Here is a 16,002-nt window from a genome sequence, read left to right as displayed (position 1 = left end):
TTTGAGTCTTCAGCAGAAGTTTGGAGTTCACGCTCTTTGAGGGCCAATTTTTTCTACGGATGGGTAGTGGTTGCGGCCACGACGCTGTGCCTCTTCACCTTCAGCGTTTTCGAGGTTTACGGTGTGTTCTTCAAACCTTTGATGGAAGAGTTCGGCTGGAGCAGGGCTGTGGCCTCTTCTGTCTTCTCGCTGTATGCCATATCGCACAGTTTTTCAGCCGTCCTCATGGGGCATCTAAGCGACAAACACGGGTCGAGGAAGGTTATCATGTTTGGAGGTATTCTCGTGGGCCTCGGGCTGATTCTGTCTTCCTCCGTAGAATCTGTCTGGCATCTGTATCTTTTCTGGGGTATAGCCTCCTTCGGCTCCAGCGGCCTTTGGGTGCCGCCTATTTCGACTGTGGTCAAGTGGTTTGAAGAAAAGAAGGGGCTAGCCGTAGGTGTTGCCAATTCCGGATACGGGCTGGGCATTCTCTCCATGGCGCCTATAGCCGCAATCCTAACTTCAACCTACGGATGGCGGGGAGCTTTAGTAACCTTGGGATTCGCACTCCTCGGAATTATCACCTTCGCGGCTTTTCTGATGAAAAACCATGCAAACTCGGATGGGCTAAAAGTCCGAGCGAGGAAGCAGGATCCTTTGCAAGTAAGCTTGTCTACAAAGCAAGCTGTCTTTACAAGGTCTTTCTTGATACTCTACGGGATCTATTTTTTTGGAAGTCTCTGCTTCACTTCTTTGCTTGTGCATCTTGTCCCCTTTGCTACGGACGCTGGGATATCAAGCGTCATGGCTGCTTTGGCTTTAGGGCTGATGGGCGGTAGCACCATCGCCGGCTCGCCTGCTGTGGGGGCAGTTTCCGACAAAGTCGGCAAAGAGAACATGCTGGTTGCATGTTTAGCCGCTCAGGCGGTTGTCTTCGTCGGGCTCCTCTGGGTGGACGATGTTTGGATGCTGTATGTGTTCGCGGTCGTATTCGGGTTCAGCGCCGCTGGTGTTTGGGCTTTGGTAGCGCCTCTTGTGGAAGAAACCTTTGGACCGGATAAGATAGGTTTGAACTTGGGGGCACTGACCACCACCTTCGGAGTTGGCGGCATCCTAGGGCCCATCCTACTGGGGTATGCTTTTGACGTTACAGGCAGCTACCGGCCGGGTTTGATTTTCTGTTTGTTCATCACCGTGGGTGCTGTGCTGTTAGCTTACTTGTTAAAACGTCAAAAGTCTCTCGATTGACAAAGCCTAGTGGATCAATTGGCTTAAATAAATAATGCTGAAGAAAACCGGATCCCCCAGATTTTCCTCCTACAAGGGGGTGAACCTGGAGGAATCTAAACGCGTAAACTCTAAAGGTAAGGTGGATATTCCTCTAAAAAGTTCACAGAAGAAGGGAGGTTCACGGCACCGCCCTTTCCCGCCCCCTTTCGGAGAGCAGTATTGAGCGGCGCCTCCGGGATTCACTTCCGAGATCGGACGGGATCGGGTCTTACCCCGGAAGCTGTGGCCGTAAACCTCCAGCGGAAAGGGTTAAAGCTGGAAGGGGATAAAAACTTTTCCTTGATGGAGCTAAAAATCATAGGGTTTCCTAAAGCCGTGTTTTGGAAAAAGGTCCGATGATGATTCAAAAGGCTTGCGAAGATGTTGGATGAAAGCTTCATAAAATTTATGCAAATAAAACTTATATAAGATTTCCTCACGTAGAATAATGGTGCCAAGATTGATCAAATATATTGAAAATCTGAAACAGACATTGGTAGAGTACGATACGGAGAAAGCCGTGGAATTGACGGATAAGGCGCTGAGCGAAGGTGCATCTGCAAGGTTTTTGATATCGGAGGCGATATTGCCGGCTACCAAGATTATAGGTGAAAAATATGAAACAGGCGAGTATTTCCTTTCAGAACTCGTCCTCTGCGGAGAAACATTGCAAGCTGTGATGAAACCTATACTGGAACATCTAGGAAAAGAAGTTGGGAAAAAAGAAGAAGAAATCGGAAAGATTGTGCTGGCAACCGTGGAGGGAGACATCCACGATATTGGAAAAAACATCGTGAGGTTGTTTTTGCAGGGCTCAGGCTTTACCGTCGAAGACATGGGAGTTGATATGCCGGCTGGCAAAATAATCGATAAGGCGGTCGATGTCAAAGCGGACATCATAGCCCTCTCCTGCCTTATGAGTGTGACTAGGGACCACGTGAAAGACGTGGTGGAAGAACTGGAGAAAAGAGGGCTTCGAAAAGACTTTAAAATTTTAGTCGGAGGAAGGTCGACCAATGAAAAATGGGCGGGGCAGATAGGATGTGACAAGTGGGCGGCCGACGGCCCTGGGGCAGTGGAAGCAGCTCGAAGCCTAGTGGGGCGTGGAGGATAGAGAGGAGGGTGAAGATCATGGCTAAAATGACCAGTCTTGAAAGGGTTGCCACAGCGTTGCAGAGAGGACAGCCAGACCAAGTGCCGGTAGCCACCCTAGCCATCACGAGAGCCCTTTGGGAGATTGGGGAAAGACCCCAAACAGCCATCGATGATGCTGAAAAGATGGCGAAGGCAAAGATTGCTGCCAATGAAAATTTCGGTGACGATATCGTCGTCGCAGGCATCGACGGCTGCTTCGTTGAAGCAAAGGCCATGGGGGCTAAAAACTACTGGAGCAAGCACATGCCCATCGTGGACACTCGTTACAGGGTAATAAAGTCATGGGAGGATGTGGACAACCTAACCTTCCCGGCTCCAGAGGAGCATCCCAGGATGAGAACTGTTATCGAAGAGGCGGGAATTCTGATGGATAAAGTTGGAGACCATATAGCAGTCGCTGTCATCGTATCAGGGCCCTACAGCACAGCCTGTAATCTTATGGGACATGAATCCATGTTCAGGGCCATGGTGAAGGAACCTGAAAAAGTCCATTCACTGCTAGACAAGATAACCGATTATTCCATCAAATACCATACCGCCTTTAAAGGCCGTGCACATGCCGTGGCTCTTCTTGACCCTGTAGCGTCCACCGAGGCTACGTCTCCAAAGCAGCATGAAAAATTTGTGAAACCCTATTTAGCAAGAGACTGCGATGCCATAGCCAAAGCTGGAATGATACCCATTAACCATCCCTGCGGAGACACAACGGGAATTCTGCAGATGGCGGCGGATGTAATACCGAAAGGATCTCCAGGCGCTATCCATGCCAACTATGGAGATGTGAAGACAAGGCCGCTAAGCTTGAAATTCCTGAAGGAAGTGGTCGGCGAATCCGTAGCCCTTGACCCGGACGACCCTTACAGCATCATGCTTAAAGCGGTGAAGAAAATGGTCGGCGACAGGGTCTGCGTATGCGGCAACATAGACCCCATTTCTGTCATGCTGGAGGGCACTCCGGATCAGGTTAGAGCAACGGTAAAAAGGAACATAGACTACGCAGCAGAGGGGGGAGGTTTCATAGTGATGCCGGGCTGCGACACCAATCCCGATACCCCCTCGGAGAACTTTAAAGCCCTAGTGAAGGCTGCGAGAGAATACGGAGTCTACCGCTGACCTGAAACCAGCCGAAGCTCGCTGCTTCCAAGATATAAGCCGGCGAACAGGTCACGAAAACATGCTGGCTTAAAATTCAGCGTCTGCATTTGGCCGTAAATTTCGACGATATTTTAACACGGTCTACCGCTCCAGTATCTTTTTTTATTTTTGTTAGAAGTTTTTTTAGCTAGAAAGCTTCTATTTAGGCAAAGCACTGTAGGTTTGGGGCAATGTTGATTAAGCCTCTGGCCTTCGACAGCTTCGGCGTCAGGTCCATGGCTACCTACGTGGAGACGGAGGATGTCAAGATCACCATAGACCCTGGGGTCTCTTTGGCTCCCCGAAGATTCGGGCTTCCTACGCATCCCTTGGAGCTGGCTAGGCAGAAGGAATGTGCCAAGGCTGTGCAGAGCCACGCTGAGGCCTCCGACATCCTCATCGTAACCCACTACCACTACGACCACCACGACCTAGGCGGACTTATCCCCACCTCCATTTACACAGGTAAAAAGGTCTTTGTGAAGCATCCTCGGGAAAACATCAACTACAGCCAAAGAGCAGAGAGGGCGCCTCGCTTTCTCCAAGCCATCCGAGGCCTCCCCAAGACCCTAGACTACGCCGACGGAGTGCATAAGGTTTTCGGCAGGACTTCCCTGAGGTTTTCCAAAGCCGTCGCCCACGGAACCGACACTCAGCTGGGCTATGTGGTGGAGGTCAGCATTGGGGTGGGGGGAGAGAAGCTGGTCTACACCTCCGATGTGGAAGGGCCCTCCCTCCCTGAGCAAGCTCGGTTCATTCTCGATGAGAAGCCCAGCTTCCTCATCGTCGACGGCCCCCTGACCTACATGCTGGGCTACCGGTACAGCCAAGCCAGTTTGGAGACTTCCATGGAAAACCTAGCTAAGATCGTGGAGAAGACTCCGGTTAAAACAATTCTGCTGGAACACCATTTCATGAGGGACCTCAATTACAGGAAGCTGGCTTCTCCCCTCTGTGAAGCCGCTGAACGCCGAGGGGTTCAAGTCCTCACTGCCGCTGAGTTCTTGGGGAGAAAAGTGGAGATGCTGGAAGCCAGCAGGCTTGAGCTCTATAAGAGCGGTGGAAGCCGAACCACCTCTGCCTCCAAAACATCTAACCTTGGGGAGAGGAAGAATCTGGCTTCACGGCCGTAACCCCGTAGTGGTAATGACCCGCTTGGAAGGCGGAGGGCTTTCCAAAGCCGGCTTGGGCTAGAAGATGGAGTACCTCGTCCAAGCTCAGCCTCTCCTCCCACGGAGGCCCGATATCCATCCTGGCCTTTTTCCAGTCTACCACGGCAATTCGGCCCTTGGGCTTCAGGATCCGCCAGGCTTCCTTGAGGAGGGCGTTCTTCCGCTCCACTTCATGGAGCGTGTCCACCAAGAGGACTAGGTCCACGGATGCTGTGTGGAGGGGAGCGTCTAAAATGCTGGAAAGCACGGGCTCCACATTGACACCGGCCGATGTCTTAAGCTTCGACTTCAAGAAACCCAGCATCTTCAATTGAAGGTCTATAGAGCAGACTAAGCCTCGGAATCCCACTATCTCCGAGGCTGGTAGAGAGAAAAAACCTGTTCCACATCCCATATCGACCATGTTTTTTCCCCTTCTTAACCCCGCCTTTCTGAGCATAGTGCTGATGCTGGTTCCCTTCCAGCGCTCAGGGTCTTCTAAAAGGTCTTTTCTGCTTGCGTCGAAGATGTGGGGCACAGTTCAGTCAGTCTCCTCTTCTCCTCAGGGGAAGGAGGGAAACTAAAGGTTTGCCCTCTCCAGTGTTTTAGTCGGGTTTTCAAGAAACTTTATTAGAGCTTAAAGCTTTGATATTTCCCCAAATTCCGAGGATTGGAAAGCCGATGCCCAGCTGGGGGTACTCCATTAAAGAACTGGACAAGGCCAAGACGGCTATAGCCAGCGGAAGAGACTTGAGAATCTCCCCTAAAGCCGCTAGGGAAATATGCGCCTCCATCAGAAAAATGCGGCTGGAGCACGCCAAGAAGTTTCTCGAAGAAGTCATCCAAGGGAAGAGGGCTGTGCCCTACAAGCGACATAAGAAGGAGGTTCCCCACCGCCGCGGCCTCCAAGGCTGGCATGCAGGGCGCTACCCTCAGAAAGCCTCCCGGGAACTCCTGAGGGTTCTGAAGGCTTTGGAAGCCAACGCTGTGGAGAAAGGGCTTGACCCGGAAAGGCTGAGAATAGTGCATGCAGCAGCCCAAAGGGCGATGAAGATAAGGAAGTATATTCCCCGAGCCTTCGGCAGAAGTTCACCTTACTTCCAGCAGCTCACCCACGTGGAGTTCGCTGCAGCCGAGATCTAAACTCGGAAAAGAGATGCGGGAAACATCCCACCATCTCAGCGGCTGGTATAGGCGCCCGCCAAAAACCTCATGTCATATACGGCATAATCTTTTTACACGTTTCAGCTGGGATTTGTAGGCGAAGCTATGCGTTCAGCTTTAAAGCAGCTGGAGGGGAATGGTAGTGTACTTCGGCTGGGTGGGGATTCCCTCCACCATTCTCACAACCTCAGCTAGGGCTAAAGTTATGGGCGGCCCCTTCCCTAGGCCGACGCATCTTCTGTCCACATAGATGTAGTAGCGTTGGCCTTGGTGAGAGTATTCAGCTTCACCGGCATCCTCCGTCCTCAACGGCTTAAGCCGAGGGTGGAAAGGCCAAAGCCTGCAGGCCAGAGGCTTGTCGTGCTGGATGCTGCAGAGGTTTCCCACTTGGAAGACGCATCTCCCCCAAGGGTTATGTTTGATAATGCTCTTGGCGCCTAGGCTCTCTAGAGACCAGGGATATTTCTGGAGAAACTTGGAGGCCTCCCCGCGGCTGACCATGACTACAGACCTTCTGCAGCAGTCCCCGCAGCCCAGACATCTCCAGTTCTTCACCTGCCTCCAAGCCAGCAGATGAGGTGCGAACACGACTTCCTTCCCCTCTAACGGTTTCGTTCCCTACGGCGGTAAGCTGGCTTCCTTGAAGCCTTAGGTCTTTTCCTCAAAAAACCCAGTTTCCGTTGCAGCGAATCCAACGCTCTTTCAACTTCTTTTTCGCGAACGTCCAGCTCTTCCGAGAGAGCTTCGATGTCGGCGACGCCTCCGGTGCCCAAGAGGGAACGGAGGACTCTCCTTTCCACCACCGTGCCTGTCACCTGTCTTACCATTTCGCGGACTCGTCCCATTATCTTCTGCTTCAACGTCAAGAGGAAGAGCTTGGCCTCAGTCAACTCTTTGGCTTGGCGATTGATTTCATCCAGCAAAACATCAGCCGTCGATAAGGCTTGAGGGAGGTCGGAGGTTTTTTCAAATTTTCTGAGCTGCCTTCTCAACTCTTTCAACCGTCTAGGAAACTCTGCTTCTTCCCCCCCCTCCTCTGAAGGGATCTTCTGGATCATGAAGTCGAAGGCACCCTTAGTCAACCCTATAGACAGATAGAACGATCTAGCCAGTTCGTAGTATTTTCTCGGCGGCGCAGCGAGTTCGCTCTCAACCTCGTAAGAAGTCACATAGCCGTATTTCTCCAACAAGGCTAGGTGCTTAAGCACCGCCTGCTGACTGACATCTGCTTCCTTGGCTAACTGAAGGAGGTATTTCGGCTCGTCGGCAAGAAGCTGAATAATCTTCCTCCTAGTCTCGTTGCCTAAGATCTCCAGCAGGAGACCTGCGTCTTCCTGACCTACGGACATCCTCGCCCAAATCAATAAATTCCACCGAAATATTTAAATATTATCATCCAGTTACTAACCTTAGGTTAATTACTAAAGGTGATAAAAATGGTAGAAAAGGACATAGACCTCAAAAAATCAGAACGTGAAACGATCATCCCTAGATGGTGGCGACCCACCAACTTCATCCGCGAATTGGATAGGCTGTTTGAAGATTTCAGGATGGGCTTCGAAGGATTACTTCAACCGTGGAGATTCCCCTTCAGACCATGGGATTTCATGCCGCGGCTGCCTGAACCAGCAGTTCGGACGCCTTATGTGGATGTGGTGGACAAGGGCGACAGGTTGGTCGTGACTGTTGAGCTTCCTGGATACAGTAAGGAGGAAGTTGACCTAACGTTGAACAAAGATACCTTGGAGATCAGAGCTGAGCACCGCGAGGTGAAGGAGGAGCACGAAAAATCCTACCTCCACCGGGAAAGATCCTACCGGGCTTTCCACCGGCGGATAACGCTGCCTGAAGAGGTTCTTGCAGACAAGGCGAAAGCGAAGATGGATAAGGGAATCCTTGAAATCGAGCTGCCGAAGAAGGAGCCGAAGCCAAAAGAGGAAGGGGTGAGAATCGAGGTCAAGTAGCGCTGGTGAAGTTTGCCGATGAGTTTATAAAACGGTGTTTCCATCGATGGGATGAAAAAATTAAGCTTCCTGCGCACAGCAAAGCTTCAGGTAGGTTAGAAATAAGCTAAACTTGGAGGAGGTTTTCCCTTTGGCTAAAATAATTGGCATAGACTTGGGGACAAGCAACTCAGCGGCAGCGGTTATGTTAGGCGGAAGACCCACCATCATACCTAGCGCTGAAGGCTTAACTGTCGCGGGGAAGGCTTTCCCCTCCTATGTCGCCTTCACCAAGGACGGTCAGCTGTTGGTGGGTGAGCCGGCTAGAAGGCAGGCTATTTCCAATCCGGAGGGAACAGTCACCGCCATAAAGCGCAAGATGGGCACAGACTATAAAGTTAAGATCTTCGGAAAAGAATACACTCCTCAGCAGATTTCCGCCTTCATTCTGCAAAAGATCAAACGAGACGCGGAAGCTTTTCTCGGGGAAAAAGTGGAGAAAGCCGTGATCACCGTCCCAGCCTACTTCAACGACAACCAGAGGCAGGCGACCAAGGACGCCGGCATCATCGCCGGGTTGGATGTGGTGAGGATAATCAACGAGCCGACGGCTGCCTCCCTAGCTTACGGTATAGACAAGGCTGAAAAGGAGCAGAAGATCATGGTCTTCGACTTCGGCGGAGGAACCCTCGACGTCACCATAATGGAGTTCGGCGGAGGCGTCTTCGAAGTCAAAGCCACCAGCGGGGACACTCAGCTGGGAGGCACGGACATGGACAACGCCATCGTCGACTACTTGGTCCATGAATTTAAAAAAGAAACAGGCATCGACTTGAGAGAGGATAAAGTTGCCATGCAGCGGCTGAGGGAGGCTGCGGAGAAAGCCAAAATAGAGCTCTCCACCACCCTGACCTCCGACATCAGCCTGCCCTTCATCGCCGCTGACGCCAGCGGCCCCAAACATTTGAACATAACCTTGACGAGGGCGAAGCTGGAGGAACTGATCGCTCCCATCGTGGAGCGTTGCCGGGGACCCATGAGGCAGGCTTTGGAGGACGCTAAATTGGAGCCAAAGGACATTGATAGGATTATTCTCGTAGGCGGCCCGACGAGGATGCCGATAGTTCAGATGTTCGTGGAGAAATTCATGGGCAAGAAGGTGGAGCGAGGCATCGACCCCATGGAATGCGTGGCCATCGGAGCCGCCATCCAGGGAGGTGTCCTCGCGGGGGAGGTTAAAGACATTCTTCTTCTCGATGTAACCCCTCTCTCCCTCGGAGTTGAGACTTTAGGAGGTATTTTCACCAAGATCATCGAGCGGAACACCACCATACCCACTAGGAAAAGCCAGATTTTCACCACAGCCGCCGACTTCCAGACCACGGTAACCATCCACGTGTTGCAGGGAGAGCGGCCTATGGCCTCCGACAACATTTCCTTGGGTAGGTTTAATCTTGTTGGCATCCCCCCAGCCCCCAGAGGCGTCCCTCAGATAGAGGTCACCTTCGACATCGACGCCAACGGCATCCTTAACGTCTCCGCCAAGGACTTGGCCACCAACAAGGAGCAGAAGATCACCATCACAGCCTCTACAAAACTTTCCGAGGAGGAAAAGCAGCGGATGATCAAGGAGGCGGAGCAGTTTGCAGAACAAGACCGGAAAAGAAAGGAGGAAGCTGAAATCCGAAACGCCGCTGACTCCATGATCTACACGGCGGAAAAAACCCTAGGAGAACTGGGAGACAAACTCAGCCAAGACATGAAAGACAGGGTGCAAAAAGCCGTTGGAGAACTGAAAGAGGCTCTGAAAGGCAAGGAAGTGGATAAGATTAAGGCTAAAACCGACGAACTGGCCAAAGCGCTGCAAACTGCAGGAGCCACCGTGTACCAGCAAGCCGCCCAGCAACAGGCGCCCAGCGGGGGAAGCAGTTCGCCTCCCCCCTCCAAGGAAGGTTCCCAGCAGGGGGAAGGAAAGGTTGTGGATGCCGACTACGAGGTAGTTGATGAAGGGAAAAAGTAACCCGGCTTTTCAACGTCCCTGCTTCCACGGGATAAAGCTAATATTGTATTCTCTGTATTTTAGCGACTTGGATGTGGCGGAGTTAAAGTTGACAGCATACTGAAGAACGCTGCATCCTCCTAGAAGCGGGCTTCATCCACCCCCAGCCGTGGGGAGGACGGCTAGGCATGAGTAAGCGGGACTACTACGAAGTTCTCAACGTGCCCAGAAATGCTACCAAGGAGGAAATAAAGAACGCCTACCGAAAGCTGGCCATGCAGTACCACCCAGACCGGAATAAATCTCCCGACGCTGAAGAAAAATTCAAGGAAATATCCGAAGCCTACGCAGTCCTTTCCGACGATGAGAAGCGCCGCCAATATGACATGTTCGGCCATGCTGGAATAGGCGACAGATATACTCCGGAGGACATATTCCGAGGCGTTGACTTTGACGAAATCTTCCGAGACCTAGGCTTCGGCTTCGGAGGCTTTGAAAGAATCTTCGACCTGTTCTTCGGCGGAGCCCGCCCGAGATACGAACCTCAAAGAGGCGCAGACCTTCGATACGATTTAGACATCACTCTCGAACAGGCTGCCTCCGGTTTAAGAACGGAAGTCGAAGTCCCCCGCATTGAAACATGCCATGTTTGTGGAGGAAGCGGCGCTAAGCCTGGCACCCAGCCGAGGAAATGCCCTGAATGCCATGGAACGGGCCAGATTCAATATGTCCAAACCTCAGGCTTCGCTCGGTTTGTGCAAATCCTAACATGCAACCGGTGCCACGGGAAGAAAACGATCATAGACTCGCCCTGCAGCGAATGTCGAGGCACGGGAAACGTGCAGCGGACGCGGAAGATAAGCGTCAAAATCCCCCCAGGCATAGAAGGTGAAACCAGCTTGAGGATCAGCGGCGGAGGAGACGTAGGCGCTCAAGGAGGCCGCCCAGGAGACCTCTATGTGGTAGTCCATGTGAAGCCTCATCCTATCTTCAAGAGAGACGGCCCCAACCTTTACTGCGAGGTTCCCGTCAGCTTCGTCCTCGCAGCGTTGGGCGGTGAGATGGAGGTTCCCACCTTAGATGGAAAGGCTAAGCTGAAAATCCCCCCGGGCACCCAGCCTGGCACTGTTTTCCGGTTAAAGGGAAAAGGGATGCCTAAACTGAGAGGTTTCGGGCGGGGAGACGAGTTTGTGAGAATCCAGGTGCGGGTGCCGACGAAGCTGACCGGCCGCCAGAAGCAGCTTCTCATGGAATTGGGCCGAGAAATGGGTATAATTTAGCCTCTCTCCCTCATCGATATCAATAAAAAAGACCACAGCCTTCTATATAGGAGTAAAGATGATGCTGAAGGGTAAAAGAATCGGAATCTTAGCCGGCCCTGACTACGAGGACTTGGAACTCCATTACCCTCACATCCGACTGATGGAGGAAGGAGCCGAGGTTAAAGTTTTAGCCCCGGACAGGAAAACAGTGAAAGGCAAACGCGGCCTGTCCGTAAAGCCTGACTTGACGGCGAAAGAATCCCGGGCTGAAGATTTCGACGGTCTCATCATCCCCGGAGGATGGTCTCCCGACAGGTTGAGGCGGCATAAGGAAGTCTTGAAACTTGTAAAGACTGCGCACCGGCAAGGCAAAATCTTAGCAGCCATATGCCACGGCGCCCAAGTTTTGATTTCAGCTAAACTCCTCCAAGGTAGACATATCACCTGCTTCGCAGCCATAAAAGACGATGTGGTAAACGCTGGGGCAAGATATTCAGACACCCCAGTAGTGCGGGATGGAAACCTGATTACGTCAAGGTCCCCCGCAGACTTGCCCTACTTTTGCCGAGAAATAATCAGCGCACTAAGCTCTAAGCCAAGCCGCAAGACATAAGGTTCCTTCCCCGGGGATCTTCCACTGAAAGCTCTTCAAGGGGCATTCTTATTCTTAGAAGGGAAGGTTTTTGAGGGGCATTTTCCGTTAAATATAATGGCCCAGCCGCCGTCTTGGTGGATCCATGTCCAAAGAAATGAGTCTGATGGAGCATTTCGCGGAGCTGAGGGCTAGGGTTATACGCGCCATCATAACAGTGATGGCCATCTCCGCGGGAAGTTTCGCCTTTTCCCTCCGAAACAGCGACGTCGGCGGCTTCACGGTGTACTACCTGTTTCCAGATCCTTTCCACAACATAGCCGCCCAGTTTCTGCAAAAGCTTCAGGAGGATCTCGTTCCCGAATACGTGAGGGTTATCGTCACGACTCCCGGAGAAGCCATCTTTTCTCTTTTCTATGTTTCCATTTTCTTGGGAATCGCCCTCGGCATGCCCATGATAGTCTACCAGTTGGGCAAGTTTGTGGCTCCTGGGCTTTACCCTCATGAAAAAAGACTGATCTTGAGGATGGCTATCCCCTCCGCTGCGCTTTTCATCGGTGGGGCGATTTTTGCCTATTTTTACGTCATACCCTTCACTCTGAACTTTCTTTTTCGGTATGCCCTGTCCGTTAATCTGACCACTTTCCTCACCATCACCAGCTTCGTGTCTTTTGTTTTGATGTTTCTCCTGGCCTTCGGTTTAGCCTTCCAGATGCCCATCATCATGGTAGGCTTAACCTCCGTGGGAGTTGTGGAGTCGGATTTCTGGAAAAGAAACTTCAACTACGCCGCGGTAGGTATGCTAATCTTTGGCGCGTTGATAACTCCGGACGGAAGCGGTATCACAATGTTCCTGGTCGCAGGGCCCATGTTGGTTCTCTATGCCGCGGGCTATCTTCTTACAACCTACCATAAGGTTAAAATAGGGATCGGGCCATTATCTTAAAGGGCTGAGTAACTATGCTGAATTTCGGAATAGAGCATCTGGGCTTTGTTCCAACAATTCACGGAATGGAATGGGTCATCCTCATAGTTGTTGTGGTAGTCCTCCTGTTTGGAGCGAAGAAACTTCCGGAGTTAGCCAGAAGTCTAGGGAGGGCAACAGGGGAATATCAAAAAGGGAAGAGCGAAATAGAGAAAGAACTCCAAAGCATAAAACAATTATCATCCACCCCTCCTTCTCAATCCCCCTCCACCAGTTCTGAGGAAGAATTGGATAAGCTCATAAAAATCGCCAAAGAACTGGGCATAGAAACAGAGGGCAAAACCGAAGCTGAGCTCAAAGAAGAAATAGCCAAGGCTATGATGAGGTAGCCCAGGAAACCCTCCAGCCCTCCATTGTTGTCCCTCCTTTTAGGGCGTTCTGGAAATTTTTTGTCCGTGGAAGTGGAAAAGGAGATTTCAGCTTCCCACCTCTTGGGTGAGGGAATCTCCTGAGGAGGTTTGAGTGTTTGAGCTTCGAGGTTAGGGATAAAGACCTTCTAGGAAGAATAGGCCGGCTGAAGACCAGAAGCGGAATCTTGGAGACCCCTGCCCTTCTTCCAGTGCTCAATCCTAGGGTTTTAGACATAGCGCCAAAGCAGCTTCGGGAGGAATTCGGCTACGGGGGGCTGATGACTAACGCCTATCTTCTGAAGAAGCATTTTGAAGCTCAGGTTACGGAGAAAGGAGTTCACCGCTTCCTAGACTTCGAAGGAGTTGTGATGACGGATTCGGGAGGTTATCAGGTTCTCCGGTACGGAGGAGTCGCTGTCACGTCTCGACAGATCATAGAGTTCCAGAAGAGGATCAAGCCGGACATAGCCATCATCTTGGACATCCCCACCGGCTGGAGGACGGGGAGGGCCTACGCCAAATCCACGGTGTTGACAACCTTAGAAAGGGCCAAAGAGGCTGTGAAGTTCTTCGAAGAGGACGATCCCCTATGGATGGGCCCCGTGCAGGGGGGCGAGCATTTGGATCTGGTGGCGTGGTCTGCGCGTGAGATAGGCCGTCTTCCCTTCGACCTCTACGCCCTAGGAAGCCCCACGGAGGTCATGGAGCGCTACCTCTTCGACGTCTTAGTGGACATGATAGCCGCCGCTAAGGCTAATCTCCCCATCCAAAAACCCTTCCATCTCTTCGGAGCCGGACATCCTTTCATGTTTTCATTCGCCGTGGCTCTAGGCTGCGACCTTTTCGACTCCGCTGCCTACGCCCTCTACGCCAGAGATGGCCGATACATTACAGAAAACGGCACCCTCAGGCTTGAGAGGCTGGAATATTTTCCCTGCTCTTGTCCCGCTTGTAAGAGCACCACGCCTGAAAAGCTGAAGCAGGAAGGAAAAGCCCAGGTCTACCGTTTTCTTTTAAGCCACAACCTCTACGCCTCCCAGGCTGAAGTTCAACGCGTTAAGCAGAGCATCGTCGAAGGTAGGCTTTGGGAGCTTTTAGAACTGAGGGCTAAGGCTCACCCATCCCTCTCCCAAGCTTTCCAGAGAATTGCCAAATACGCGGAGTGGATGGAGAAGTTTACTCCCTCCATCAAGCCCAGAGGCCTCCTCATCTACGGTGAGCACAGCCTCAGAAGGCCTGAAATCCTCCGGCATAGGTGGAAAATGCTGAAGTCCTATGAAAAGCCCCCTTCCTCAAAACTGCTTGTCCTCCTACCTGAGCCTGATTCCAAGCCTTTCCACCTATCCTCCTCAGGGAAGATCAAAAAAATTCTAGAAGCGATTCCAGCCGGGGGAAAAGCGGTGCATTTCTGCTTCTACAGCCCTGCCCTAGGAATTGTCCCCCTAGAACTGGATGAGGTATATCCGCTGTCTCAGTTTGAAGCTGCTCAACCCTACAGTCTGGAGATGAAAAGAAATCTAGCAGCCTACATCGTCGAGTATGTAAAAACCCAAAATTACTCAAAGGTGATCCTCCACAGGGACTCGCGCCTGCTCGACAGGGCGCATGTCCGGCAGTTGAAGGAAAAAGCAGGCATCCGGGTGAACAACGGCAGGAAAAGAGCTTGGGCTGAAGGGTCTCTCCAAGGCTTGAAGAAAAGCTTAGAGGAGGCTGTCCGAGGGCTACGTGGCTAGCGGGCCTTAACGTGTTTTACGATAGGCGGCCTAACTTTTTTCAGGATCTTATATCCGCACTCAGGGCACTTAAGTTCAGGCATGGCTGTCAACTCTTCATAGTACACCTTCTTTCCACATCGGAAACACTGATACTGGATCCCACTTTTTTCTCCGGCCATGGGTTGAAGGTCCTCCTGAAGACTAGCATTTTTAGTTCACAGGCCTAATAAACCTTCTTCAAGGAGCTCTGAACATGCGGGGAAGAAGCTTCAAAGACTACCTGAAGAAGGTCTTCCCTGGCGGGGAGAAGTTAGACCTACATTCCTCCTTGGAGATAATAGGGGACATTGCTATCCTCAAGCTTCCGGCACTCTCAGCTGCCCAAGAGAGGCTTTTAGGCGAGGCGGTGGCGATGTTGAACAAGCAGGTTAAGTCCGTTTTCAAGCAGATAGGCCCGGTGGAAGGCGGCTTCAGAACCCGGGGGCTCCAGCTTATCTACGGTGAAAATAGAACCGAAACCGTGCACAGGGAGCACGGCTGCCTTCTGAAGGTGGACGTTTCCAAAGCCTATTTTTCACCCAAGCTTCAATTCGAGAGAAGGAGGATAGCGGAGATGGTAGAGCCTTGGGAGGTTGTGGTAAACATGTTCGCTGGGGTGGGAAGCTTCAGTATGGTGATAGCCAAGATAGCCAAGCCGGCTAAGGTCTACTCCATCGACATTAACCCTGATGCAGTTCGATACCTGGAGGAAAACATCCGATTGAACAGAGTGGAAAGCGTGGTGGAGCCCATCCTCGCCGACGCCAAAGAAGCCGCCCAAAGGCTCCGAGGAACCGCCGACAGAGTCCTCATGCCCCTCCCAGCCAAAGCCTACGAGTACCTTCCCTACGCTGTGCAATGTCTAAAACCCGGCGGAGAAGGCTGGATCCACTACTATGACTTTGTCCACGCTGCCAAGGGAGAAGACCCGGTAGTTAAAACAGTGGAGAAGGTTGCCCGCAGACTCGAAGGGAAATTCACCATCTCTAACGGACGGATTGTCAGGTCAACAGGACCCCGCTGGTTTCAAACAGCCTTAGACATCAAAATGACGCCTTTTTAAAGAAAAACAAAGCAACTCAATAAACTTCGGTAAGCCATGGAGAGTTATCCCTCCAAACCCTTGGGGGAGTCGCGAGCATAACCTTTTTCTCTGCCCTCGTGCTCTCACGAAAGTAAGAGGATGAATGTATCCCCCTCAAGATTCTAGAAACCCTCGGCAGCGTCTGATAGAACATAGGATTGATATGGAAAGCAGAAAA

17 protein-coding genes and 1 rRNA gene are annotated in these 16,002 nt (G+C 51.8%); 13 read left to right on the top strand and 5 right to left on the bottom strand.

Translation table 11 applies throughout. The annotated features are described in order from the left end of the window. Positions 1-36 precede the first annotated feature (36 nt). Positions 37-1,230, top strand: a complete 1,194-nt coding sequence (locus BWM17_RS00525) for an MFS transporter (RefSeq protein ID WP_309491923.1) — start codon at positions 37-39, stop codon at positions 1,228-1,230. 157 nt (positions 1,231-1,387) lie between these two features. On the opposite strand, the gene rrf is transcribed toward BWM17_RS00525, so the two are convergent. Further along, positions 1,388-1,506: ribosomal RNA gene (rrf, locus tag BWM17_RS00520) — 5S ribosomal RNA — on the bottom strand. 196 nt (positions 1,507-1,702) lie between these two features. Here rrf and BWM17_RS00515 point away from each other — a divergent pair. From BWM17_RS00515 to BWM17_RS00505, 3 genes are all read left to right on the top strand, one after another. Beyond that, on the top strand, positions 1,703-2,365 hold the full coding sequence (locus tag BWM17_RS00515; RefSeq protein WP_309491922.1) for a cobalamin B12-binding domain-containing protein: 663 nt from the start codon (positions 1,703-1,705) through the stop codon (positions 2,363-2,365). 17 nt (positions 2,366-2,382) lie between these two features. Next, positions 2,383-3,519 carry a uroporphyrinogen decarboxylase family protein gene (locus BWM17_RS00510; protein ID WP_309491921.1) on the top strand — a complete coding sequence of 379 codons (1,137 nt, stop codon included), beginning with the start codon at positions 2,383-2,385 and terminating at the stop codon, positions 3,517-3,519. Between the two features lie 212 nt (positions 3,520-3,731). After that, positions 3,732-4,673 carry an MBL fold metallo-hydrolase gene (locus BWM17_RS00505; protein WP_342766479.1) on the top strand — a complete coding sequence of 314 codons (942 nt, stop codon included), beginning with the start codon at positions 3,732-3,734 and terminating at the stop codon, positions 4,671-4,673. Here the strand turns inward: BWM17_RS00505 and BWM17_RS00500 are convergent. Continuing rightward, on the bottom strand, positions 4,633-5,229 hold the full coding sequence (locus BWM17_RS00500; RefSeq protein ID WP_309491919.1) for a class I SAM-dependent methyltransferase: 597 nt from the start codon (positions 5,227-5,229) through the stop codon (positions 4,633-4,635). The two genes, BWM17_RS00505 and BWM17_RS00500, sit on opposite strands and share 41 nt — an antisense overlap. A gap of 143 nt (positions 5,230-5,372) precedes the next feature. On the opposite strand from BWM17_RS00500, the gene BWM17_RS00495 reads away from it, so the two are divergent. Continuing rightward, the gene (locus BWM17_RS00495; protein WP_309491918.1) at positions 5,373-5,834 is read left to right on the top strand and encodes a 50S ribosomal protein L22; all 462 of its coding nucleotides are present in this window, start codon (positions 5,373-5,375) and stop codon (positions 5,832-5,834) included. A gap of 138 nt (positions 5,835-5,972) precedes the next feature. Here the strand turns inward: BWM17_RS00495 and BWM17_RS00490 are convergent, their stop codons facing one another. Further along, entirely contained in the window at positions 5,973-6,443 is a 471-nt protein-coding gene (locus tag BWM17_RS00490; protein WP_309491917.1) for a YkgJ family cysteine cluster protein, read from the bottom strand. A 14-nt stretch (positions 6,444-6,457) separates the two neighbouring features. Continuing rightward, positions 6,458-7,204, bottom strand: a complete 747-nt coding sequence (locus BWM17_RS00485) for an ArsR/SmtB family transcription factor (RefSeq protein ID WP_309491916.1) — start codon at positions 7,202-7,204, stop codon at positions 6,458-6,460. 87 nt (positions 7,205-7,291) lie between these two features. Here BWM17_RS00485 and BWM17_RS00480 point away from each other — a divergent pair, with 87 nt between their 5' ends. The 7 genes from BWM17_RS00480 (at position 7,292) to tgtA (ending at position 14,719) form a co-directional block, all read left to right on the top strand. Then, positions 7,292-7,819 (top strand): Hsp20/alpha crystallin family protein, encoded by a 528-nt coding sequence (locus BWM17_RS00480; protein WP_309491915.1) that lies wholly within the window; start codon positions 7,292-7,294, stop codon positions 7,817-7,819. A 184-nt stretch (positions 7,820-8,003) separates the two neighbouring features. Further along, entirely contained in the window at positions 8,004-9,818 is a 1,815-nt protein-coding gene (gene dnaK, locus BWM17_RS00475) for a molecular chaperone DnaK (RefSeq protein ID WP_414641311.1), read from the top strand. Positions 9,819-9,985: 167 nt separating this feature from the next. Then, positions 9,986-11,077: a molecular chaperone DnaJ gene (gene dnaJ, locus BWM17_RS00470; protein WP_309491913.1), complete on the top strand. Its 1,092-nt coding sequence runs from the start codon at positions 9,986-9,988 to the stop codon at positions 11,075-11,077. Positions 11,078-11,135: 58 nt separating this feature from the next. Next, complete coding sequence (locus BWM17_RS00465) at positions 11,136-11,672, top strand: type 1 glutamine amidotransferase domain-containing protein (RefSeq protein WP_309491911.1); 537 nt, start codon at positions 11,136-11,138, stop codon at positions 11,670-11,672. 124 nt (positions 11,673-11,796) lie between these two features. After that, positions 11,797-12,597, top strand: a complete 801-nt coding sequence (gene tatC, locus BWM17_RS00460) for a twin-arginine translocase subunit TatC (RefSeq protein ID WP_309491910.1) — start codon at positions 11,797-11,799, stop codon at positions 12,595-12,597. A 14-nt stretch (positions 12,598-12,611) separates the two neighbouring features. After that, complete coding sequence (tatA, locus tag BWM17_RS00455; protein WP_309491908.1) at positions 12,612-12,965, top strand: twin-arginine translocase TatA/TatE family subunit; 354 nt, start codon at positions 12,612-12,614, stop codon at positions 12,963-12,965. 137 nt (positions 12,966-13,102) lie between these two features. Further along, complete coding sequence (gene tgtA / locus BWM17_RS00450) at positions 13,103-14,719, top strand: tRNA guanosine(15) transglycosylase TgtA (protein WP_309491907.1); 1,617 nt, start codon at positions 13,103-13,105, stop codon at positions 14,717-14,719. Here tgtA and BWM17_RS00445 read toward each other — a convergent pair. Beyond that, positions 14,716-14,880, bottom strand: coding sequence for a DNA-directed RNA polymerase subunit P (locus tag BWM17_RS00445; RefSeq protein WP_309491906.1), 165 nt, complete (start codon positions 14,878-14,880; stop codon positions 14,716-14,718). The genes tgtA and BWM17_RS00445 overlap by 4 nt on opposite strands. A gap of 74 nt (positions 14,881-14,954) precedes the next feature. On the opposite strand from BWM17_RS00445, the gene BWM17_RS00440 reads away from it, so the two are divergent. Then, positions 14,955-15,803: a class I SAM-dependent methyltransferase family protein gene (locus BWM17_RS00440; protein ID WP_309491904.1), complete on the top strand. Its 849-nt coding sequence runs from the start codon at positions 14,955-14,957 to the stop codon at positions 15,801-15,803. Positions 15,804-16,002: the final 199 nt, after the last annotated feature.

The organism is Candidatus Hecatella orcuttiae (assembly GCF_002009985.1).
Classification (GTDB): Archaea; Thermoproteota; Bathyarchaeia; order Hecatellales; family Hecatellaceae; genus Hecatella; species Hecatella orcuttiae.
The sequence above is the reverse complement of the archived record's forward strand: the minus strand, read 5'-3'. Positions and strand labels throughout refer to the sequence as shown.